The following is a 21,044-nucleotide window of genomic DNA, read 5'->3' as shown; positions in this document are numbered from 1 at the left end:
AGCGTCGCACACCGCGGACAGGTATGCCGCGTGGCCCGATACCCCTCAGGGCCCGGTGAGCCCGTCGTGCAGTCGCGGTAGCCACGTGGGTGCCGCGGCACGGAACGCCTCGGGTGCCAGTGCCGGCGCCCCCCACGGGACGGCGCCGAGCAGGCCCTCCGGCAGGGCCTCGAGGTAGTCGCGGTTCGTGGTCTCGACGACGCTCGGGTCCTCGGGCCATCCACCGATGACGACGCCCAGCGTTCGAATGCCCCTGTGCGCGAGCGCTTCTAGGGTCAGCATCGTGTGGTTGAGCGTGCCGAGTGCGCTGCGGGCGACGAGCACGATGCCACTGCCGGGGAGCAGGCGCGCCAGGTCGGCCACCGTCTCGCCCGCCTCGGTCAGCTCGACGAGCAGGCCCCCTGCACCCTCGACGACGACATGGTCGTGGTGCTGGCCCAGCCGGTGGACGGCCGCGAGGTGGTCGTCGAGCGTCGGGAGCGTCGCGTCCTCGAGCGCGGCAGCCGGGCGCGGCGCCATCGGTGCCCGGAGGCGTACGCCCTCCGACGTGGGCGCCCCGGTGAGACGGGCGACCTCGGCCATGTCGCCGGGCTCGTCGGGCGCGACGCCCGTCTGCGTCGGCTTGTAGGCCACCACGGTGCGTGCCGCTGCACGCAGCGTCGCCACGATAGCCGCCGTGACGACGGTCTTGCCCACGTCGGTGTCGGTGCCCGTGACGACGAGCACCTTCGGCCACCCGGCGTCAGCCATGCGGGTCCTGCGGCGGCACGACGTGCAGCGCGGCCGGCCGGGCCGGGTCGACCGGCTCGCCGGCCGCGACCGACGGGAGGCCACGGACGGGCGAGGGAGCATCGTCCGCCCGTGACCTCTCGACGGCGCGGGCGACGAGGCGGGCGGCCGCGAGCAGGTCGTCGCCGGTCAGGTCGGCGCGGGCGGTGACCCGCAACCGGGAGACGCCGTCGGGGACGCTCGGCGGCCGGAAGCAGCCGACGAGGACCCCCTGCTCGCGCAGCCGGAGGGCCGCGGCCACGGCCGCGGCGGGAGAGGGCATGGGGAGCGACTGCACCGCCCCGGCCGCCTGGTCGATCCCGCACACGGTTGCGATCGTGCGCGCGTTGGCACGCACGGCCGCAGCGAGGGTCGGGTCGTCGGCGACGAGGTCTGCCGCCGCCGTGGCCGCGCCTGCGCACGCGGGTGCGAGGCCGGTGTCGAAGATGAAGCTGCGCGCCGTGTTGACGAGGTGGTCGCGGACCGCCGTCGAACCGAGCACCGCGCCGCCCTGCGACCCGAGCGACTTCGACAGGGTCATCGTCACGACGAGGTCCGGCGTACCGGTCAGGCCGAGCTCGTGGACGAGCCCGCGACCGTGTCCGGCGACACCGATGCCGTGCGCCTCGTCGACGACGAGAAGGGCGCCGCGTCGCCGGCACACCTGGACGAAGGCGCGCACAGGCGCCGCGTCGCCGAGCACCGAGTAGATCGACTCGATGGCCACGACGACGCGGCGACCGGCGCGGGCGGCCAGCTCGCGGTCCAGGTCGACCGGGTCGTTGTGCGCGAAGGTCGCGTACGGGACGCGCGACATCCGTGCCGCGTCGTGGAGCGAGGCGTGCGCGTGAGCGTCGAGCAGGATCTCGGCCCCGCGCCCGCTCAGCGCGGTCAGTGCCCCGAGGTTGGCGGCATACCCGGTGGAGAAGGCGAGGGCCGCAGGATGGCCGGTGAGGCGGCAGAGCGCGGCCTCGAGGTCCCGGTGAATCGGGAGGGTCCCCGTGACGAGGCGGCTCGCCGTAGCGGACGCGCCGTAGCGCTCGAGCGCCTCACGGGCCGCCGAGACCACGCGCTCGTCCTGCGAGAGCCCGAGGTAGTCGTTGGAGGCGAGGTCGAGAGCGTCGTGGCGGCCGGGTAGGCGGCCGCCGAGACGGAGCACGGGGTCGAAGCGCTCGGTGCCGCGCTCCGAGCGCAGGGCCGACCGCTCCTGCAGCCACGCGTCCCAGACTCCGCTCATGCGTGCACCTCCGCGACGGCCCCCACGACCGCCTCGGCGACGAGGCGCACCTCGGCGTCGGTGCAGACGTAGGGCGGCATCGTGTAGACGAGGTCGCGGAACGGGCGCACCCAGACCCCGCGGCGCAGGGCCGCGCGGGTCACGGCCTGCACGTCGACGGGCAAGTCGAGCTGGACGACGCCGACCGCCCCAAGCGTGCGCACGTCGGCGACGTGGGCCAGGCCTCGCGCCGGCGTGAGGTGCTCGGCGAGCAATCGTCCGACGCGCGGGACGTCGTCCTTCCAGCGCTCCTCGACGAGACCGAGCGATGCGTTGGCGACCGCGCACGCGAGGGGGTTGGCCATGAAGGTCGGGCCGTGCAACAGGGCGCGGAACGCCGACCGGGTGATCGCCTCGCCCACTCGCCGGGTCGTGAGTACCGCTGCAAGAGTGAGGTATCCGCCGGTCAGCGCCTTGCCCACACAGATGACGTCGGGGGACACGTCGGCCCACTCCGACGCGAAGAGCCGGCCCGTGCGACCAAAGCCCGTGGCGATCTCGTCGACGATGAGGAGCAGGCCGTGGTCGTCGGCCACCTCGCGCAGCACGCCGAGGCAGCCCGGGTCGTAGACATGCATTCCTCCGGCACCCTGCAGGACGGGCTCGACGACGACGGCCGCCAGCTCGTCGGTGTGGGCGGCGGCGAGCGCACGCACCTCCACGGCCCACTGCTCGACCGCGGACCGGTCGACCTCCCAGTGCTCCTCGCCGTCCGGACCGATGACGAGACGGGCCGCCGGTGGTCGAGGCGCGAACACCTGTCGTGCCAACGCGCCGGGGAAGGCGGAGTGCATGCCGTCGAGGGGGTCGCACACGCTCATCGCGGCGAACGTGTCACCGTGGTAGCCGCCGCGGACGGTGAGGAAGCGCTGGCGGCCCGGCCTGCCGCGCGCCGCCTGGTACTGCAACGACAGCTTGAGGGCGACCTCGACCGAGACGGAGCCCGAGTCGGCGAAGAAGACGTGCGCCATGGGTCCCGGCGCCATTGCCGTCAGCCGCTCCGCGAGGCTCACCGCCGGCTCGTGCGTCAGGCCGCCGAACATGACGTGGCTGAACCGCTCGACCTGCTCGTGCGCCGCCGCGTCGAGCACGGGGTGCCGGTAGCCGTGGACGGCGCACCACCAGGACGCCATCGCGTCGACGGCCTCGAACGTCTCCCCGTCGGGGGCCACGAGGCGCAGGCGCACGCCGGAGGCCGCCTCGACGGCGTACGGCTCGGGGCCGTCGAGCGGTGCGTACGGGTGCCAGACGAGGCCGCGGTCGCGGGCGGCGAGCGGCGTCCCGACGGGGTCAGGCATTGGCGGGCAGGTCGGTCCCGGCGCCGCGGCGTCGCTTGGCGGGGTCGTGCGTCGTTGTCGCGGCGGCGAGGCCGGCGGTCGACTGGGCCTCGCTCCCCAGGACGACGAAGCCGTGGTCGCGGATGAGCTCGAGGTCGGCCTCTGCCGCCTGCCCCTCCGACGTCAGGTAGTCGCCCAGGAAGATCGAGTTGGCGACGTGCAGCGCCAGCCCCTGCAGTGACCGCAGGTGCATCTCGCGACCGCCCGCGATGCGGATCTCCTTGTCGGGGCAGACGAACCGGGCCATGGCCAGGATCCGCAGGCAGCGACCCGGCGTGAGCTCCCACGTGCCCTCGAGGGGCGTGCCGTCGAAGGGCATCAGGAAGTTGACGGGGATCGAGTCCGAGCCGAGGTCGCGCAGCGCGAAGAGCGCCTCGACGAGCTGCTCGTCGCTCTCGCCGAGGCCGGCGATGAGGCCCGAGCACGGCGACAGGCCGGCGCCCTTGGCCTTGGTCACGGTGTCGACGCGGTCGGCGTACGTGTGGCTCGTGACGATGTCGTCGTGGTGTGACTCGGCCGTGTTGATGTTGTGGTTGTAGGCGTCGACCCCGGCCTGGCGCAGGCGCTCGGCCTGACCGTCCTTGAGCAGCCCGAGGCAGGCGCACACCTCGACGTCGGGATGTTCGCCCTTGAGGGCGCCGACCATGCCGGCGACGCGCTCGACGTCGCGGTCCGTGGGCCCGCGCCCGCTCGAGACCATGCAGATCCGGGTCGCGCCGCCGCGCAGGCCCGCGGCCGCCTGCTCGATCGCCTCGTCCGGCTTGAGCCACGTGTACTTGAGGATGTCGGCCTGCGAGCCGAGCCGTTGTGAGCAGTAGTGGCAGTCCTCCGGGCAGAGGCCCGACTTGAGGTTGACGAGGTAGTTCACCTTGACCGTGTTGCCGAAGTGCTTGCGGCGCAGGCGAGCCGCGGCGTCGACCATCGAGAGCAGCTCCTCGTCGGTCGTCCGCAGCACGTCGATCGCCTCGTCCGGCGTGGCGGGGGTGCCGGCCAGGACGGCGTCGGCGAGGTCGTCGAATCGGCGGGTCATGGAGGCTCCTTGCGCGCGGCGTTGAACGGTGTTCAACTTGAACGCCGTTCAGTATGCCGAGTGGGTACGCTCGGGTGTCAACGTGGGGTCCGTCTCGGGTCGCCGCGGCAGGGAGGCAGGGGAGCGCACCATGGCACTCACCAGGGAGCAGGTCGTGACGACCGCGGTCGACCTGCTGCGCCGCTACGGGCTCGGCGACCTGTCGATGCGCAGGCTCGCCCGGGAGCTCGGCGTTGCCCCGGGAGCGCTCTACTGGCACGTCGCCAACAAGCAGGAGCTGCTCGTCGAGGTGGCCGACGTGCTCCTGGCCGAGATCCCGGAGCCGCCGACGGACCGCCCTCCGGCCGAGGCCCTGACGGGTGTTGCCGTCGCCATCCGTGAGGCGCTGCTGCGGGTCCCCGACGCCGCCGACGTCGTCGCCCTCGCGTATGCCGTCGAGCCAGGTTCGGCGCGTCCCCTCCGCGACCTGGCGCGCCTGGTCCACGACGCCGGCGCGACCCCGTCGGAGCGCGAGGAGGTGGCCACGCTGGTGCTCCACCACATCCTCGGTTCCGTTGCGGCACAGCAGAACCGGGCGCTCATGGCGCAGGTTGACCCCGAGCTGCCCACCCCTGACCCGACCAGCGATGCCAAGGCGTTCGAGATCGGGATGGCGGTCATCGTGCGCGGCCTGGCGACGGGACGGGACTGAGCGCGGACGTGGACGTGCTGGGCGGCCCGGGCCCCGCCCAGCACCACCCCCTGACGGGGTGGACGTCGTCGGCGCGCGTGCCCGAACCTTCGCCGACACCTGACAGTGCGTGGCCGCACCGCGCTGATACATGCGGCGCACCGCCCGATTGCATCCCTTGCGCGGGCACACTGGTGCGATGCCGCTACGGACGAAGAAGCACTGGTTCGGTGTCGTGCTCGATGCCCCCGACGCGTCGGACCTGGCGCACTTCTACCAACGCCTCCTCGGGTGGACGCTCTACAAGGACAGCCCCGGCTGGGCGACTCTCGCCCCGGACGAGACGTCCGGCTACAACCTCGCCTTCCAGCAGGAGCCGAACTACGTGCGCCCGGTGTGGCCCAGCGAGGCGGGCCGGCCGCTGATGATGCTGCACCTCGACCTGGAGGTCGACGACCTCGAGGCCGCGACGGCGTATGCCGTGGAGGTCGGCGCACAGGTCGCCGCCTACCAGCCCCAGGAGGACGTCCGGGTCATGCTCGACCCTGCCGGCCACCCGTTCTGCCTCTACCTCGACCCCGACGACGCCGAGTCCGCCGAGGACCGGTGACGCGCCAGGTGGTGGACGGTCAGGGCCGCGCCGCCTGGCTGGTGACCGCGTCGATCGCCTCGACGAGGCGGGCCCGCAGGGCCTGGCCGCGGACCGAGAACCCGCGCTGTTCCGCGGCGTACTCCGCCTTGCCCTCGGGTGTCTCGATGGCGACCGGTTCGTAGCCGAGCTCGCGCAGGTCGTACGGCGCGGCGCGCATGTCGAGCGACCGGACGTCGCGCGCCAGCTCGAAGCAGTCCATGACGAGGTCGCTCGGGATGGCGGGGACGAGCTTGTGCGCCCACTTGTAGAGGTCCATCCCGGCGTGCAGACAGCCCGGCTGCTCGAGCTCGGACTGGCTCTCCCGCGTCGGGCGAAGAGCATTGCGGGGCATGGCGTCCGCGGTGAAGAAGCGGTACGCGTCGAAGTGCGAGCACGCGACCTGGTGGCTCTCGACGACCGTGTCGGTGCCCTCCGGCCCGAGGCGCAGCGGCCACCCCGAGTGGCGGACGTCAGAGGGGTCGAGGCGGTAGACCATGGCCCACTCGTGCAGGCCGAAGCACCCGAACCGCGCCGGCCGTCCTGCCGTGCGCACGAGCAGGTCGCGCACGAACCGGACAGTATCCCCGCGGGCGGCCTGGAAGGCGTCGGTGTCGACCCGCGCCTGGTCACCCTCGACGGCGTAGAAGCGCCAGTCGCGGTGCGGCGCCCGAGCCGCGCCCTCGAGCCTGACCCCGGCCCCCGGGTGCCAGCGGCGCAGCTGGGCGGGCTTGAAGGAGTAGTACGTGAAGAGGAAGTCCTCGACCGGGTGCGTGCGGTGGTCACGTCGGCGGGACAGGTGCGCGGCGGTCGCGGCATCGACCCGCGCCTCGTGCGCCGCCGTCCGCTCGCGCCACTGCGGCTCACCCAGGACCTGCACCCCACGAGGGTAGGCGATCGGAGCCGCCCGACCCCACCGCGCACGGGCCGTTCGAAGGCAGGATGACCTCATGGCACCGGATGACGAGCGGCCCACCCACCTGTTGCACCGCCTGACCTGCTACTCAGCCGACCGTGAGTGGACCGAGGTCCCCGACGACGACCGCCTCGTGCAGGATTTCGTCCCGAACGACGTGACCCGGCGACCCCGGCCCTACAAGGACTACGACGACGACCTGCACCGGATCCTCCTGCCGGCCGACCTGCCGGCGTCGCCGGCCCCGGCCACCGCGGTGCTCTCCGGGGCGGCCGCGATCGAGGAGTCCCCGCTCGACCTCCCCGGTCTGGCGCGGCTGCTCTACCTGTCGTCCGGAGTGACCCGGCGGACCACCCGCCCCGACGGCGGCGTCGTCCTCTTCCGCGCCGCGGGGTCGGCGGGCGCCCGCTTCCCGCTCGAGCTCTACGTGGCCGTACCGCGCGGCGGGGCCGCCGAAGGGATCGAACCGGGCCTGCACTGGTACGACCCCGAGGCGCACACGCTCGTCGTCGTCGGGCCGCCACCCACGGGCGACGCGCCGACGATCGTCGTCACCGGAGTGCCGTGGCGCACGGGCTGGCGATACCGCGAGCGCGGCTTCCGCCACATCTACTGGGATGCCGGCACGATGCTCGCGCAGCTGCTGGCCCTCGCCGACTCGGCTGGTCTCACCGCCCGCCTCTTCACGTCCTTCCCGGATGCCGAGGTGGCTGCCCTCGTGGGCGCGGACCGGGTGCACGAGTTCCCCGTGGCCCTCGTGGCTCTCGGCCCCGGACGACCCGCGGTGCACCCCACCGGCGACCCGCTTCCCGGTCACCACGACGCGGACGGTCTCGAGTTCCCGCTCGTCACCGCAGCGCAGCGGGCGGGGGAGCAGGCGCAGCTCGGTCCCGAGCTGGAGCGCGGCGGCCCCGTCCGGCTCCTCGCGGTGGACCCCGGCCCGAGCGTCGACGCCGTCGTCGTGAGCAAGGGCTCGATCCGGCGGCTGCACCCGGACAGTTCCCTCCCGCACCACGTTCTTCTCGACGCGATGGCTGCCTCGCTGCGCGGGGTCACCGTGCCGCACTGGGTGGGCGTGAGCGGGGTCGACGACGTGCCCACCGGCATCCACCTCTGGCCCGAGGTCACCACTCCGGTACGCCCCCTCCCGGAGCAGGCCGTGCGCGCCGAGCTGTTCACCGCCGCGCTGGAGCAGGGACTGGCACGCGATGCGTCGTTCGTCGTCATGAGCGGCACCGACCTGGCCGGGCTCGACGACCACGACTACCGCGAGGTCCAGCTCATGTCGGGCCTCGCCGAGGGCCGGCTCCACCTCATGGCGTACGCCCTCGGGGCCGCTGCGTCGGGCATGACGTTCCGCGACTCCGACCTGGCCCACCTGCTCGGACAGGACGTCGCCGGCCTGCTGTGGACGTGCGTGGGCGTGCCGGAGTACCGCACCCGCCCGAGCGGGCTGCCCGGGTCGCCGGCCGACGTCACCATCGTCTGGCCGCGCTGACCGGGCACGGGCGGTCGACGGGCGTCGTCGTAGGCTGGGGCCCGTGCGCATCGCGAGGTACACGACCGGGGACGACCCGGCATACGGCATCGTCCAGGGCGACCCCGGCAGCGAGGTCATCACGCCGCTCGCGGGCGACCCGCTCTACATCGGGATCCAGCCGAGCGGCCAGCCGCCGGTCATGCTCGAGGACGTGCGCCTCCTCGCACCGGTCATCCCGCGCTCCAAGGTCGTGGCCATCGGCAAGAACTACGCCGACCACGCCAAGGAGATGGGCGGCGAGGCCCCGGCCGAGCCCCTGATGTTCTTCAAGCCCAACACCTCCGTCGTCGGACCGTTCGACCCCGTCGTCCTGCCGGCGGGCAGCCGCGAGGTCTCCTACGAGGGTGAGCTCGCCGTCGTCATCAAGACGATCACGAAGGGCGTCAAGGCCGAGAAGGCTGCCGAGTGCATCTACGGCTACACGATCGCCAACGACGTCACGGCCCGCGACTGGCAGCGCTCCGACGGCCAGTGGGCGCGCGCCAAGGGCTTCGACACGAGCTGCCCGCTCGGTCCGTGGGTCGAGACCGAGCTCGACCCCGCCGACGTCTCGATCGTCACGACGCTCGACGGGGAGGTGCGCCAGGACGGCTCCACGGCCGACATGATCCACGGCATCGGCGCGATCATCGAGTACGCCTCGGCCGCGTTCACCCTGCTCCCCGGCGACATCATCCTCACCGGCACCCCCGCGGGTGTCGGCCTCGTCGAGGGGGGCCAGCAGGTCACCGTCGAGATCGAGGGCATCGGCTCGCTGACCAACACCTTCGTGCGTCGCTGAGACTTCTGGGCGCCCACTACGCTGGTCGCACCATGAGCGACAACACATCAGGTATGCCGTCCAGTTCCCTTCCCGGGGCCGCCCCGGGTGACGCGCAGGTCGAGGTCCGCCCGGCAGGCCAGGCCCGGCGGAGCACGTCCGACGGCAGTGGTCCGGTGCGCACCCGCGTCGCGCCGAGCCCGACGGGCGACCCGCACGTCGGCACCGCCTACATGTCGCTCTTCAACCTCGCCTTCACCCGGCAGCAGGGCGGCCAGTTCGTCCTCCGCGTCGAGGACACCGACCGCGTGCGCTTCCGCGAGGACAGCGAGGCGCAGCTCTACGACACCCTCGCGTGGCTCGGGCTCCACTGGGACGAGGGCCCGGACATCGGCGGTCCCTTTGCGCCGTACCGCCAGTCGGAGCGGCTCGACACCTACCGTCCCTACGTCGAGAGGCTCATCGAGGACGGCCACGCCTACTACTGCTGGTGCTCGAAGGAGCGCCTCGACCAGATGCGCGAGGTCCAGCAGAAGACGAAGCAGCCCACCGGCTACGACCGGCTGTGCGTCGGCAAGACCCGCGAGGAGCGGTCGACGCTGCCCGGCTTCACCGAGTCGCCCGTGGTGCGCATGCTCATCCCCGACGACGTGCCGCTCGTCTTCGACGACGTCATCCGGGGCAAGGTGTCGGCGCCGCGCCCCGACGACCAGGTCATCCTCAAGGCCGACGGCTTCCCGACGTACCACCTGGCCGTCGTCGTCGACGACCACGAGATGGGGATCACCCACGTCGTGCGCGGCGAGGAGTGGATCAGCTCGACGCCGAAGCACGTCCTGCTCTACCGGTGGCTCGGGCTCGAGCCACCGGCGTTCGCGCACATGCCGCTCCTGCGCAACACCGACAAGTCGAAGATCTCAAAGCGCAAGAACCCCGCGGCGCGCCTGACCTGGTTCCGCGAGCAGGGCTACCTGCCCGAGGCGCTGGTGAACTTCCTTGCGCTGCTTGCTTATCCGCCGCAGCAGGACGCCGAGGGCACCGACGTCGAAGTCTTCACGTTCGAGGACTTCAGCCGCACCTTCGACTGGGCCAAGGTCAACCCCATCGGGCCGATCTTCGACCTCAAGAAGCTCGAGTGGCTCAACGGCGTCTACATCCGGTCGCTCGAGGTCGGCGAGTTCGCCGGCCGCCTGCTGCCCCACCTCGTGGCCGAGGGCATCCTCGGCGAGACGCAGTCTCTCGGCGAGCTGGCCCGCCTCAAGGCGATCGCCGAGCTCATCCAGACCCGCATCGCGCTGCTCACCGAGGCGCCGGCGCTGGTGCGCCCGTTCTTCGTGGCCGACGACCAGCTCGTCATCGACGACGACGCCCGCGCCCAGCTCAAGGACGACGCCCCCGCCGTGCTCGACGCGGCCCTGAAGGTCCTCGGCGACGTCGACGACCACGGACCCGGGGTCCTCGGCACGGGCAGCGCCTGGAACGCCGCCGCCATCGAGGAGGCGCTGCGCACGGCCATCGTCGACGGGCTCGGCATCAAGCCACGCTTCGCCTTCGGGCCGCTGCGCACGGCCGTGTCGGGTGCGCGCATCTCCCCGCCGCTCTTCGAGTCGATGGAGATCCTCGGCAAGACGTCGACGCTCGGCCGCCTGCGCGCGCTGCGCGACTCGGTCTGAGGCGTCGGCTGACCTGTGGGAGCTGACGTGTGGCCCGTGCACGGCATCCACCTGCGCACCGCCGACCTCGACCTCCGCGTCATGACCGAGAGTGAGCTGGGGGTGCTCGCCGCGGCGCTGCCCGACGACGTCGAGCTGAACCCTCACGCCACGCGGTATGCCGGCCTCGACGACCGTGCGAACCGCCGGGCTGTCCTGGCACAGGGCTACTGGCGCGCGCTCGGCCTGTGGTCGACCGACGACTGGGCCCTTCCCTTCGTGGTGCGGTCCCGTGGGGAGCTCGTCGGGGTCCAGTGGCTCGAGGGGCCCGACTGGCGCGCCGACCGCACCGTCGACTCGTCGTCGTGGCTCGTCACGTCGGCGCGGGGCCGGGGACTGGGCAAGCAGATGCGGGCCGCGGTGCTGGCGCTCGCCTTCGGCCCGCTCGGAGCGGAGGCGGCCGTCAGCTCGGCCGTCGTCGACAACGCGTCGTCGCTCGGGGTCTCGCGCGCCCTCGGCTACCGCGACACGCACCGGTCGGTCCTCGAGCACTCGGGGGAGACGCTTCAGCACGTGCGCCTCGACCGGGCGATGTGGGTCGGTTCGGGACAGGCCCACGGCGTCGTCGTCGACGGCGTGGCACCGGCCCTGCCGCTCTTCGGCGTCGAGGCGGTCGCGTGAGCGCGCTTCGGCTCGAGGCCGTTCTCGACGGGGCGCAGGCTCTGCTCCTCGACGTCGACGACACCATCGTCGACACCCGCCGGGCGATGGTCGAGGCGGGCACGTACGCGGCCGCGATCATCTGGCCGCACCGCGCCGAGGACGACCACCGCGCGATGGCCCAGCGCTACTACGACGACCCCGAGCGATGGTTTCCGCGCTACGCGTCCGGCGACGTCGACTTCGACGTCATGAGGGCACGGCGCCTCGCCGAGGTCGCGACGGCGTTCGGCCTGGAGGTCCCGGGTGATGCCCACCGGTCGTTCGACGACGCGTACGCGCCGGCCTTCAGGAGCGCCCAGCGCCTGTTCCCCGACGTGGCCGACCTGCTGGCGGCCGCCGAGCGCGCCGCGCTGCCCGTCGCCCTGCTGACCAACTCCGCGTCGGCGCCGACGCGTATCAAGCTGGAGGCCCTGGACCTCGTCGAGCGCTTCGACGTCGTCGTCACCACGGACACGCTCGGCTTCGGCAAACCCGACCCGCGCGTCTACCTCGAGGCGTGCCGGCTCCTCGATGCTCCTCCGGGCCGCGTGGTCTGCATCGGCGACAGCCTCGAGTGGGACGTTCTCGGCGCCGAGGCAGCCGGGCTGCGGGCCATCTGGCTCGACCGGGGCGGTCGAGGGACCTCTGAGGCCGTGGCCACCGTGCATGCTCTCGACGAGGTCACGGAGGCCATCGACCACCGATTTGGGCCTCCGCGCAGGGACCGGTAGTATTCCTCTTCGGTTCACCCCGTAGCTGACTGCAAGGCCAGCGAGGAGTGAAACCCCTTGGGGTATGGTGTAATTGGCAACACTACGGTTTCTGGTTCCGTCATTCTAGGTTCGAGTCCTGGTACCCCAGCTCTGGCTCACGGTCACGTGAGCCGATTCGGAGAAATCCAGCCTTCACGGTAAGGTTTCTTCTCGTGCCGAGTCCGCTCGGCACCGCTCACGGCCCCGTTGTGTAGCGGCCTAGCACGCCGCCCTCTCAAGGCGGTAGCGCGGGTTCGAATCCCGTCGGGGCTACGTGAACTGCTCGGAGGAGCAGAGGAAGACCCCGGTCCACTGGACCGGGGTCTTCTGTCGTTCCCGGGCCCACGTCGTCCGGGCGAGCCACCGCTACGTCGGCCCGCTACGTCACCCCGTCCTCCGGGTCGGCCGAGCCGAAGCGCTCGGCGCTCAGGGCCTCCTGGGCGACCCGGCGCAGCGCGAGCAGCACCGGGTCGGTGAGCACGGTGCCGACGATGGCGTGGCGCAGGGCATCCGCGGGTGCGATGCTGCCCAGCTCCTCGGCGACGTCGGTCTCGGCGACGGCGTGCATGGCCCGCTGCCAGACCCGGAGCGTCGCGTCCTCGACGACCCAGCCACCGGCGGCCGCCGCCGACAGTGCCTGGGCGAGCTGTGTGCTCGCGAGCGACTCGTCGCAGCCGGGAGCGCCGAGCGCCCGTACGCGGTCGACCGCTTCCGTCGTGGGTGGCTCCGGGGCGGGGTGGGGACGCAGAGCCTCGTGCACGACGCCGAGCAGCTGGTGCCGTGACGGCGGCGGGTGCTCGAGTGCGTCGACGACCTCGCGCACCCGCTCGATCGAGAGGCGCCCCACGTCGATGAGGGTGCGCACGAGCCGCACCCGCTCGACATGGCTGTCGTCGTAGACGGCCCGGGTCGCGCTCTGGGCCTCTCCGGCATGCAGGAGCCCTTCCCGCAGGTAGTACTTGAGCGTGGGGATGGTGACGCCGGTGCGGTCGGACAGCTCGGAGATGCGCACGGAAGTTCCTCTCTTGACTTTGGATAGTATGACTCTCCAAAATTGGATAGTCGAACTATCCGAGAGGCGTGTCATGACCGGTTTCGCACACACCAGCCACACCCACGACGGCGACCTCGCCGTCTTCCTCATCGGGATGCGCATCAACCAGCCGTGGCGACCCGACCTCTGGGTACCGGTCCTCACGGCGATGCCGGGGATGCTCGCGGAGCTGTACGTCGCAAAGGCCGCCGCCGAGTGCGGGGACCGGCCCGACCCGGGCTTCCTCGAGGCCCGCAGCCTCGTCGGCGCCCGCGGAACGACGGTCGTGCAGTACTGGCGCGACGTCGAGTCGATCTACGCCTATGCCAACGACGCGGAGCGGCGCCACCGGCCCGCGTGGACGGCGTTCTACCGGCGAAGCCGCATGGCGACCGGCGCCGTGGGCCTCTGGCACGAGACGTATGCCGTCCCGGCCGGCGCGCACGAGAGCCTCTACCTGGGCATGCCGCCCACCGGCCTCGGCAAGGCGTTCGGAACGACGCACGACCGCACCCGCCGCGCGCACGCCCGGCTCGCACGGGCCGTCCCGGGTGTCCGGAGTGACGGGCTCGGCGCCGATGCCGTGGACGCTGTCAGCTGAGCTCGCGCAACCCCGGCAGGACGTCGGCCGAGAACTGTTCGAGGAACCGGCCCTGGTCCTGGCCAGGAGCGTGGAAGACGACGTGGTTGAAGCCCCAGTCGACGTACTGGCGCACGGCCTCGACCGCCTCGGCCGGGTCATTCGTCACGATCCAGCGCTTCGCGATCTCCTCGTCGGAGAGCTCGTCGGCGAGGCGTTCCATCTCGACCGGGTCGTCGACCCCGTGCTTCTGGTCCGCGCTGAGGGACAAGGGCGCCCAGAAGCGCACGTTGTGCAGCGCCTGCGCCGCGTCGCGGTCGTAGGACAGCTTGATCTCGATCATTCGGTCGATGTCGTCGCGGGTGCGCCCTGACTTCTCGAGCCCCTCGTCCACGGCCGGCAGGAGCTTGTCCTCGTAGAGCTCCCGGCCCTTGCCCGACGTGCAGATGAACCCGTCACCCGACCTGCCGGCATACCGCGCGACGAGTGGGCCGCCGGCGGCGACGTAGACCGGGATCGGCTGCTCCGGGCGGTCGTAGACCGTGGCGGCGTGGGTGCGGTAGTACTCGCCCTCGAACTCGACTCGCTCCTCGGTCCACAGCCTCCGCATGAGCGTGACCGCCTCGCGCAGCCGCGCGAACCGCTCCTTGAACTCGGGCCACGGCGACCCGGATGCGCCGACCGCCACCTCGTTGAGCGCCTCACCCGTTCCGATGCCGAGGACGATCCGGCCGGGTTTCAGTGCACCGAGCGTGCCGAACGCCTGCGCGACCACCGCAGGGTTGTAGCGGAAGGTCGGCGTCATGACGGACGTGCCGAGCAGCACCCGCTCGGTGCGTTCGCCGACGGCGGCGAGCCAGCTCATCGCGAACGGCGCGTGCCCGTCGCGGTGCCGCCATGGCTGGAAGTGGTCGGAGATGAACACCGAGTCGAGCCCGACCTCCTCGGCCCGGGCCGCGTACGTGACGAGGTCGCGCGGACCGAACTGCTCCGCGGACGCCTTCCAACCAACCTTGAGCACGCGAACTCCTCGGGGTCGTGGGGGAGTGACCCCGCCAGCCTAGGACGGCGCGCCCGGTGTGCCTCAGCCGGCGGTCACCAGTGCACGACGACCTTGTCGCCGATCCGGACCTCGTTGTAGAGCTGGATGAGCAGCGGCTTGTTGCGCACGTTGACGCAGCCGTGCGAGGCGCCGGAGTAGCCGAGCCGGGCGAAGTTCGAGGAGTAGTGCACGGCCTGGCCGCCCGAGAAGAACATGGAGTACGGCATCGGCGTGTGGTAGAGGTTCGAGATGACGTCGACCTTCTTCTTGTAGACGGAGAAGACGCCCTCGCGCGTGGGCAGCTCGTCGCTGCCGAAGCGCACGTCGAAGCCGTACTGCGGCACGCCGTCGACCACCCACGTGAGGCGCCGGGTGGACTTGCTGACGCACATGACACGGCCCGTCATGCAGCGCTCGTCGACATCCCACGCGACGGAACCGGGCGGCGGCGTCGCCGGGTCGGGCTTGACGTTGGCCAGCTCGTCGGCGGTCGGTCGGTGGGTCATCGAGACGAGCTTGTCCCACGTGTGCTCGTCGAGCAGGCCCGTGGCGTCGTACCCCCGCTTGGTCTGGAAGCCCCGCACCGATGCCGCCGTGCGGGATCCGTAGCGGTCGCTGACGTCGCCGTCGAACCAGCCGATCTGGCGCAGCCGCGCCTGGAGCGAACGGACCTTCGGGCCGGTGTCACCCTGCCGCAGCACGATGACGGGGGTGGGCGCCGGCTTCTCGGTCGTGGGGGAGGGCTTCGGGGGAGCGGGCGCCGGGGTGGTCGTCGGCGGCGCTGTCGTCGTCGGGAGGCCCGTCGTCGGGAGGTCCGTGGTGGGGACGCTCGGCTGCGGGGTGCCGCTCGTGCCCGAGCCCTGCGACGTCTGGCCGACCTGCGTGGCAGCGACGCCCGGGCCTGGGTCGGGGGTGCAGGCGGCGGTGGCTGCGAGGAGTGCGAGGGCGCCCGTCAGGGTGAGGGCGCGGAGCAGACCGCCCGTGAAGCGGAACGGAGAGCTGGCTCGGTGCATCGTGACCCCTGTCTGAACCCGACGTGCCTGTGCTGGTGCGCTGCACTGAGGGTGACGGGGCCACCCTGCAAAAGGTTGTCCGAGTGGGGGTGCTGATACAGATCGTGACCGATCTGTTGTGCAATGTCCGGTCCTCGACGGGCTCCGGACGGCCTCGCGGGCCCGCACGACGATGGACGGGGCGGCGCGAACGCTGTGTTGCTGGACGTGCTCCGGTGGCGCCTCGGCCGACGGTGTCAGGCGTTCTGCTGCTGCTGTTGCTGCTGCTGCATCGCGTGGTGGCGGCGGAGGACCTCGGTCAGCTTGTTGGCTCCCGCGACGACGGTCGCGGCGTGCAGACGGCCGGGCTGGCGCGACAGGCGCTCGATGGGGCCCGAGATCGACACGGCCGCCACGACGCGACCGGACGGGCCGCGCACGGGGGCCGACACCGATGCGACCCCGGCCTCGCGCTCGGCCACGCTCTGGGCCCAGCCGCGACGGCGCACGCCGGACAGCGCCGTGGCCGTGAAGGCCGCGCCCTGCAGCCCGCGGTGCAGCCGGTCGGGCTCCTCCCACGCGAGCAGCACCTGGGCGGCGGAGCCGGCGAGCATCGACAGGGTCGCGCCCACGGGGATCGAGTCGCGCAGGCCGACCGGCCGCTCGGCGGCCGCGACGCAGATGCGCTGGTCCCCCTGCCGGCGGAAGAGCTGCGCGCTCTCGTTGGTGTGGTCGCGCAGGGCACCCAGCACGGGACCGGCCGCCGCAAGGAGGCGGTCCTCGCCCGCGGCAGAGGCCAGCTCGCCGAGGCGCGGGCCGAGCACGAAGCGGCCCTGCATGTCGCGTGAGACCAGTCGGTGGTGCTCGAGAGCGACCGCCAGACGGTGGGCCGTCGGACGGGCGAGTCCGGTGGCGCCGACGAGCTGGGCGAGGGTGGCCGGACCCGCCTCGAGGGCGCCGAGCACCGTGGCGGCCTTGTCGAGAACACCGACTCCAGAAGAGTTGTCCATGCACTGATACTGACGTCTCAGGCACTGAGACGTCAATCCACTGGGCCCACAAAAGGTTCACGCTTGCCCAAGAGCGATGTCGCGACCAGGTCCTCGATGGCGCACGCGCTCGACACAGGGAACGCCGCCGCGGAGGGAAGTCATGGCAGGGACACTGGCCGAGAAGGTCTGGGACGCACACGTCGTACGTCGCGCCGAGGGGGAGCCCGACCTCCTCTACATCGACCTGCACCTGCTCCACGAGGTCACCAGCCCGCAGGCCTTCGACGGGCTGCGCCTCGCCGGGCGACCGGTCCGCCGGCCCGACCTGACGCTCGCCACCGAGGACCACAACGTCCCGACGACGCCCGGCCCCATCACCGACCCCGTGTCGAAGATCCAGGTCGAGACGCTGCGCCGCAACTGCGAGGAGTTCGGCGTCCGCCTCTATCCCATGGGTGACGCCGACCAGGGCATCGTCCACGTCGTCGGCCCCCAGCTCGGTCTGACCCAGCCCGGCATGACCGTCGTCTGCGGTGACAGCCACACCTCGACCCATGGCGCCTTCGGGGCCCTGGCCTTCGGCATCGGCACGTCCGAGGTCGAGCACGTGCTCGCCACCCAGACGTTGCCGCTCAAGCCGTTCCGCACCCTCGCGGTCAACGTCCGCGGACAGCTGCCCGCCGGAGTCACCGCCAAGGACATCGTCCTCGCAGTCATCGCCAAGATCGGCACCGGCGGCGGTCAGGGCTACGTCATCGAGTACCGCGGCGAGGCCATCGAGGCCCTGTCGATGGAGGCGCGGATGACGGTGTGCAACATGTCGATCGAGGCCGGCGCCCGCGCCGGCATGATCGCCCCCGACCAGACGACCTTCGACTACCTCGAGGGCCGCCCCCATGCGCCGACCGGCGCCGACTGGGACGCCGCCGTCGCCGAGTGGACCGCGCTGCGCACCGACGACGACGCCGTCTTCGACGCCGAGGTCGATCTCGACGCCTCCGCTCTCACGCCGTTCGTCACGTGGGGCACGAACCCCGGGCAAGGCCTACCGCTCTCCGACTCGGTGCCCGACCCCGAGTCGTTCGCCGACGAGAGCGACCGCCTCGCCGCCGCCAACGCGCTCGCCTACATGGGCCTCGAGGCCGGCACGCCGCTGCGCGACATCAAGGTCGACACGGTCTTCGTCGGCTCGTGCACCAACGGCCGTATCGAGGACCTGCGTGCCGCTGCCGACGTGGTTCGCGGCCACCGCGTCGCCGACGGTGTGCGGATGCTCGTCGTGCCGGGCTCGGCCAAGGTACGACTCCAGGCCGAGTCCGAGGGGCTCGACAAGATCTTCACCCAGGCCGGCGCCGAGTGGCGACTGCCCGGATGCTCGATGTGCCTCGGCATGAACCCCGACACCCTCGCGCCGGGGGAGCGCAGCGCGTCGACGTCCAACCGCAACTTCGAGGGCCGCCAGGGCAAGGGTGGCCGCACTCACCTCGTCAGCCCGCTCGTCGCGGCCGCGACCGCCATCCGGGGCACCCTGTCCAGCCCCGCCGACCTGCAGACCGCCGGCCAGCCCCAGGGTGAGCTCGCGTCCGCGACGACCGGAGAGGCCTGAGCCATGGAGAAGTTCGAGACGCACACCGGCGTCGGCGTCCCCCTGCGCCGCAGCAACGTCGACACCGACCAGATCATCCCGGCGGAGTACCTCAAGCGCGTCACGCGCACCGGCTTCGAGGACGGCCTCTTCGCCGCCTGGCGCAAGGACGAGTCGTTCGTCCTCAACAACCCCGTGTATGCCGACGGCTCCGTCCTCGTCGCCGGGCCCGACTTCGGCACGGGGTCGAGTCGCGAGCACGCCGTCTGGGCCCTCATGAACTGGGGCTTCCGCGTCGTCATCTCCTCGCGCTTCGCCGACATCTTCCGCGGCAACAGCGGCAAGCAGGGACTGCTCACCGCGATCGTCGCGCAGGACGATGTCGAGCTGATCTGGAAGTACCTCGAGAACAACCCCGGCGCCGAGATCACCGTCGACCTCGTCGGCCGCACCGTCCACGCCGGCGAGATCGTGGCCCTCTTCGACATCGACGACTACACCCGCTGGCGCCTTCTCGAGGGGCTCGACGACATCGGACTCACCCTGCGACACGAGGATCTCGTCGCAGATTTCGAGTCGGCGCGTCCGAGCCACAAACCGGTGACCACGCCAGCCTGATCCCCAGCGGTCCGACGCCTCAGACGAGATGACCAGACAGCGGATCCCATTGCGGCGCAATGGGATCCGCTTTCGTTTGCGGACAATCCGGACGTTCGCGTTCGGCCAGTGACTGGCCAGCCGGCGGGTTGTCGGGACGTCAAAGTCCTTGCGACACAACGAAAAACCCAGTGACTGGTGATGGACGCGCAGGGCGAGTCGGCCTAACGTCAGGAGGTAGCCGGACCGGTTCCGGACGCATATCGTCGGGTCGCCTGACGCCGACAGTCCTCTGGAGGGGAAGACGTGAACAAGGCAGAACTGATCGACGCGCTGGAGAGCAAGCTCGGCAGCAAGAAGGTCGCATCCGACTCGTTGGAGGCATTCCTCGACGTCGTCATCCGCGAGGTCGCCAGGGGCGGCAAGGTCGGCATCACCGGCTTCGGCACCTTCGAGCGCGCCGACCGCGCCGCGCGCACCGGGCGCAACCCCAAGACCGGGGCGACCGTGCGGATCAAGAAGACCCGCGTCCCCAAGTTCCGGTCGGGCACGAACTTCAAGGACGTCGTCTCCGGCGCCAAGAAGCTCTCGAAGACCGAGTCCGCCGCTTCACGCGCCTCCGCCGGCTCTTCGGCGGCTCCGGCAACCAAGGCTGCGGCGAAGAAGACGACGACCAAGGCCGCTCCGGCCAAGGCTGCTGCGAAGAAGACGACGACGAAGGCCGCTCCGGCCAAGGCTGCGGCGAAGAAGACGACGACGAAGGCCGCTCCGGCGAGGGCCGCTGCGAAGAAGGCGACGACGAAGGCCGCTCCGGCCAAGGCTGCGGCGAAGAAGACGACGACCAAGGCCGCTCCGGCGAGGGCCGCCGCGAAGAAGACCACGACCAAGGCCGCCCCGGCCCGAGCCGCTGCGAAGAAGACCACGACCAAGGCCGCCCCGGCCCGAGCCGCCGCGAAGAAGACGACCACGAAGGCCGCCGCCAAGACGACGACCGCGCGCAAGACGACCGCCAGGAAGACCGCCTCGAGGTGACCGTCGCCCCGCCGTCACACTCCACAGGGCCGTGACGGTGTGCGACACGGAGGTGGGCTCGGCCGCTGACGGCCGGGCCCACCTCCGTGCCCGGCCGCGGGCGCGCACGCCCGCTACGTCGTGCCGGCGCCCCCCGCGAGCGGGTCACGTCCGGGTCACATGCGCGCCGCGCCAGCGATGCGTCAGCGCCGAGTCAGGGCCGAGTCAGCGCCCCGTCAACGCCCCGTCAACGCGGCACGGCGCCGCGTCAGTGGATGGCCTGGCCGGCGCCGACCCCCACGATGCGCAGGCCCACGACATGGTCGTCGACGACGTCGATCGTGAGCCGCTGGCCGACCCGCAGCAGCCGCAGCCCGCTGGCGTCGAACGCGGCGGCCTCGAACCGGAGCTCCACGCCGTCGTCGCGCAGCACGCTCCCCGTGTGCGTCTCGGGGTCGAAGCGGTGAACCGATGCCTGCATGCTCCTGATCCAACCAGACGCCCGGTGCTCGAGCACGGCGCGTGTCTGCGGCCCGAGCCCGAGCCGGCGGGCCTGCGAGAGGCTCCTCGCGTCGTCGACGTCGGTGCGCAGCCGGGGAAGCGGCAGGTCGAGCAGGACAGCGCCGTCGGCCGCGTGGCGCGAGGCGCTGTCTGCGCCGAACCTCGGCGTGAACCCCGTCCCGCACCGCATGACGGTCCCCGTGCCGTCGGCATCGGGCACGAACGACTCGCCCGCGTCGCCGGCCGCCGCGAGAGCCGCCTCCAGCGACGCCGCATCGAGAGCCGGGAGGTCGCCGAGCAGGGCCGCCACCTGTGCACCCGGGCCGGCGTACCGCATACCCTCGGTGACCGCGGCGTTGAGGCCGTTGCCGGGGTCGATGACGACGTGCGCGCCACGTGCGCGCCAGGCGGCCGAGAGCCGGACGTCCCCCGTCACGAGGACGAGCCGGTCGGGGCCCACGGCATCGAGGACCGCCGCGAGCGTGTCGTTCGCGATCGCGGCGCTGAGCTCGACCCGGTCGGAGCCCACGGCGCGGGCCAGGCGCGACTTGCCGTGCCCCGTGTCCTTGACGGGGACGACCACGTGCCAGTCGACGGCCCTGTCGGAGACGAGGGGCTCGTGAGGTGCCGCGGAGGAGGTCGTCATGCTGGCCATATCGTCCCACTCGCCGCCGCGCTGC

At 72.0% G+C, this 21,044-nt stretch carries 21 protein-coding genes and 2 tRNA genes; 13 read left to right on the top strand and 10 right to left on the bottom strand.

The genetic code is table 11. The features are described from left to right. Positions 1-45: 45 nt before the first annotated feature. Genes bioD through bioB form a run of 4 tightly spaced genes read right to left on the bottom strand, consistent with a single transcriptional unit; the run spans position 46 to position 4,411 of the window. Positions 46-750 (bottom strand): dethiobiotin synthase, encoded by a 705-nt coding sequence (gene bioD / locus H9I49_RS09660; RefSeq protein WP_188030123.1) that lies wholly within the window; start codon positions 748-750, stop codon positions 46-48. Continuing rightward, a complete protein-coding gene (locus H9I49_RS09655; protein ID WP_188030122.1) occupies positions 743-2,005 on the bottom strand; it encodes an 8-amino-7-oxononanoate synthase in 1,263 nt (420 codons plus the stop codon). Before H9I49_RS09655 ends, bioD begins: the two co-directional genes overlap by 8 nt. Further along, complete coding sequence (gene bioA, locus H9I49_RS09650) at positions 2,002-3,342, bottom strand: adenosylmethionine--8-amino-7-oxononanoate transaminase (protein ID WP_188030121.1); 1,341 nt, start codon at positions 3,340-3,342, stop codon at positions 2,002-2,004. Before bioA ends, H9I49_RS09655 begins: the two co-directional genes overlap by 4 nt. Further along, positions 3,335-4,411, bottom strand: coding sequence for a biotin synthase BioB (bioB, locus tag H9I49_RS09645; protein WP_188030120.1), 1,077 nt, complete (start codon positions 4,409-4,411; stop codon positions 3,335-3,337). Before bioB ends, bioA begins: the two co-directional genes overlap by 8 nt. Positions 4,412-4,541: 130 nt before the next feature. On the opposite strand from bioB, the gene H9I49_RS09640 reads away from it, so the two are divergent. Then, a complete protein-coding gene (locus tag H9I49_RS09640) occupies positions 4,542-5,102 on the top strand; it encodes a TetR/AcrR family transcriptional regulator (RefSeq protein WP_188030119.1) in 561 nt (186 codons plus the stop codon). 178 nt (positions 5,103-5,280) lie between these two features. Beyond that, complete coding sequence (locus tag H9I49_RS09635; protein ID WP_188030118.1) at positions 5,281-5,691, top strand: VOC family protein; 411 nt, start codon at positions 5,281-5,283, stop codon at positions 5,689-5,691. Positions 5,692-5,710: 19 nt separating this feature from the next. On the opposite strand, the gene H9I49_RS09630 is transcribed toward H9I49_RS09635, so the two are convergent. Then, positions 5,711-6,589: a 3-methyladenine DNA glycosylase gene (locus tag H9I49_RS09630; RefSeq protein ID WP_188030117.1), complete on the bottom strand. Its 879-nt coding sequence runs from the start codon at positions 6,587-6,589 to the stop codon at positions 5,711-5,713. Positions 6,590-6,659: 70 nt separating this feature from the next. On the opposite strand from H9I49_RS09630, the gene H9I49_RS09625 reads away from it, so the two are divergent. From H9I49_RS09625 to H9I49_RS09595, 7 genes are all read left to right on the top strand, one after another. Next, the gene (locus tag H9I49_RS09625) at positions 6,660-8,123 is read left to right on the top strand and encodes a SagB/ThcOx family dehydrogenase (RefSeq protein WP_188030116.1); all 1,464 of its coding nucleotides are present in this window, start codon (positions 6,660-6,662) and stop codon (positions 8,121-8,123) included. A 43-nt stretch (positions 8,124-8,166) separates the two neighbouring features. Next, a complete protein-coding gene (locus tag H9I49_RS09620) occupies positions 8,167-8,946 on the top strand; it encodes a fumarylacetoacetate hydrolase family protein (RefSeq protein WP_188030115.1) in 780 nt (259 codons plus the stop codon). A gap of 32 nt (positions 8,947-8,978) precedes the next feature. Then, positions 8,979-10,598 (top strand): glutamate--tRNA ligase, encoded by a 1,620-nt coding sequence (gltX, locus tag H9I49_RS09615; RefSeq protein ID WP_255523803.1) that lies wholly within the window; start codon positions 8,979-8,981, stop codon positions 10,596-10,598. Between the two features lie 27 nt (positions 10,599-10,625). Further along, a complete protein-coding gene (locus tag H9I49_RS09610) occupies positions 10,626-11,258 on the top strand; it encodes a GNAT family N-acetyltransferase (RefSeq protein WP_188030114.1) in 633 nt (210 codons plus the stop codon). Then, positions 11,255-12,010, top strand: a complete 756-nt coding sequence (locus tag H9I49_RS09605) for an HAD family hydrolase (RefSeq protein ID WP_188030113.1) — start codon at positions 11,255-11,257, stop codon at positions 12,008-12,010. Before H9I49_RS09610 ends, H9I49_RS09605 begins: the two co-directional genes overlap by 4 nt. Positions 12,011-12,068: 58 nt before the next feature. Further along, positions 12,069-12,140, top strand: a tRNA-Gln gene (locus H9I49_RS09600). 91 nt (positions 12,141-12,231) lie between these two features. After that, a tRNA-Glu gene (locus H9I49_RS09595) sits at positions 12,232-12,304 on the top strand. A 106-nt stretch (positions 12,305-12,410) separates the two neighbouring features. Here H9I49_RS09595 and H9I49_RS09590 read toward each other — a convergent pair. Continuing rightward, positions 12,411-13,043 (bottom strand): MerR family transcriptional regulator, encoded by a 633-nt coding sequence (locus H9I49_RS09590; protein ID WP_188030112.1) that lies wholly within the window; start codon positions 13,041-13,043, stop codon positions 12,411-12,413. A gap of 73 nt (positions 13,044-13,116) precedes the next feature. Here H9I49_RS09590 and H9I49_RS09585 point away from each other — a divergent pair, with 73 nt between their 5' ends. Further along, positions 13,117-13,665 carry a DUF4188 domain-containing protein gene (locus H9I49_RS09585; RefSeq protein ID WP_188030111.1) on the top strand — a complete coding sequence of 183 codons (549 nt, stop codon included), beginning with the start codon at positions 13,117-13,119 and terminating at the stop codon, positions 13,663-13,665. Here H9I49_RS09585 and fgd read toward each other — a convergent pair. From fgd to H9I49_RS09570, 3 genes are all read right to left on the bottom strand, one after another. Further along, entirely contained in the window at positions 13,658-14,665 is a 1,008-nt protein-coding gene (gene fgd / locus H9I49_RS09580) for a glucose-6-phosphate dehydrogenase (coenzyme-F420) (RefSeq protein ID WP_188030110.1), read from the bottom strand. The two genes, H9I49_RS09585 and fgd, sit on opposite strands and share 8 nt — an antisense overlap. Before the next feature lie 74 nt (positions 14,666-14,739). Next, entirely contained in the window at positions 14,740-15,699 is a 960-nt protein-coding gene (locus H9I49_RS09575; RefSeq protein WP_188030109.1) for a L,D-transpeptidase family protein, read from the bottom strand. A gap of 236 nt (positions 15,700-15,935) precedes the next feature. After that, positions 15,936-16,688, bottom strand: a complete 753-nt coding sequence (locus H9I49_RS09570) for an IclR family transcriptional regulator (RefSeq protein ID WP_045191628.1) — start codon at positions 16,686-16,688, stop codon at positions 15,936-15,938. A 142-nt stretch (positions 16,689-16,830) separates the two neighbouring features. Between H9I49_RS09570 and leuC the strand changes: the two genes are divergently transcribed. From leuC to H9I49_RS09555, 3 genes are all read left to right on the top strand, one after another. Then, positions 16,831-18,276: a 3-isopropylmalate dehydratase large subunit gene (gene leuC, locus H9I49_RS09565; protein ID WP_188030108.1), complete on the top strand. Its 1,446-nt coding sequence runs from the start codon at positions 16,831-16,833 to the stop codon at positions 18,274-18,276. A gap of 3 nt (positions 18,277-18,279) precedes the next feature. Further along, the gene (gene leuD, locus H9I49_RS09560) at positions 18,280-18,873 is read left to right on the top strand and encodes a 3-isopropylmalate dehydratase small subunit (protein ID WP_188030107.1); all 594 of its coding nucleotides are present in this window, start codon (positions 18,280-18,282) and stop codon (positions 18,871-18,873) included. 285 nt (positions 18,874-19,158) lie between these two features. After that, entirely contained in the window at positions 19,159-19,884 is a 726-nt protein-coding gene (locus H9I49_RS09555) for an HU family DNA-binding protein (RefSeq protein WP_188030106.1), read from the top strand. A gap of 247 nt (positions 19,885-20,131) precedes the next feature. On the opposite strand, the gene cofC is transcribed toward H9I49_RS09555, so the two are convergent. After that, positions 20,132-21,010 (bottom strand): 2-phospho-L-lactate guanylyltransferase, encoded by an 879-nt coding sequence (cofC, locus tag H9I49_RS09550; RefSeq protein WP_188030105.1) that lies wholly within the window; start codon positions 21,008-21,010, stop codon positions 20,132-20,134. Between the last annotated feature and the right edge of the window lie 34 nt (positions 21,011-21,044).

Origin of the sequence: Terrabacter sp. MAHUQ-38 (genome assembly GCF_014518425.1) — a bacterium.
GTDB lineage: Bacteria > Actinomycetota > Actinomycetes > Actinomycetales > Dermatophilaceae > Terrabacter.
The sequence above is the reverse complement of the archived record's forward strand: the minus strand, read 5'-3'. Positions and strand labels throughout refer to the sequence as shown.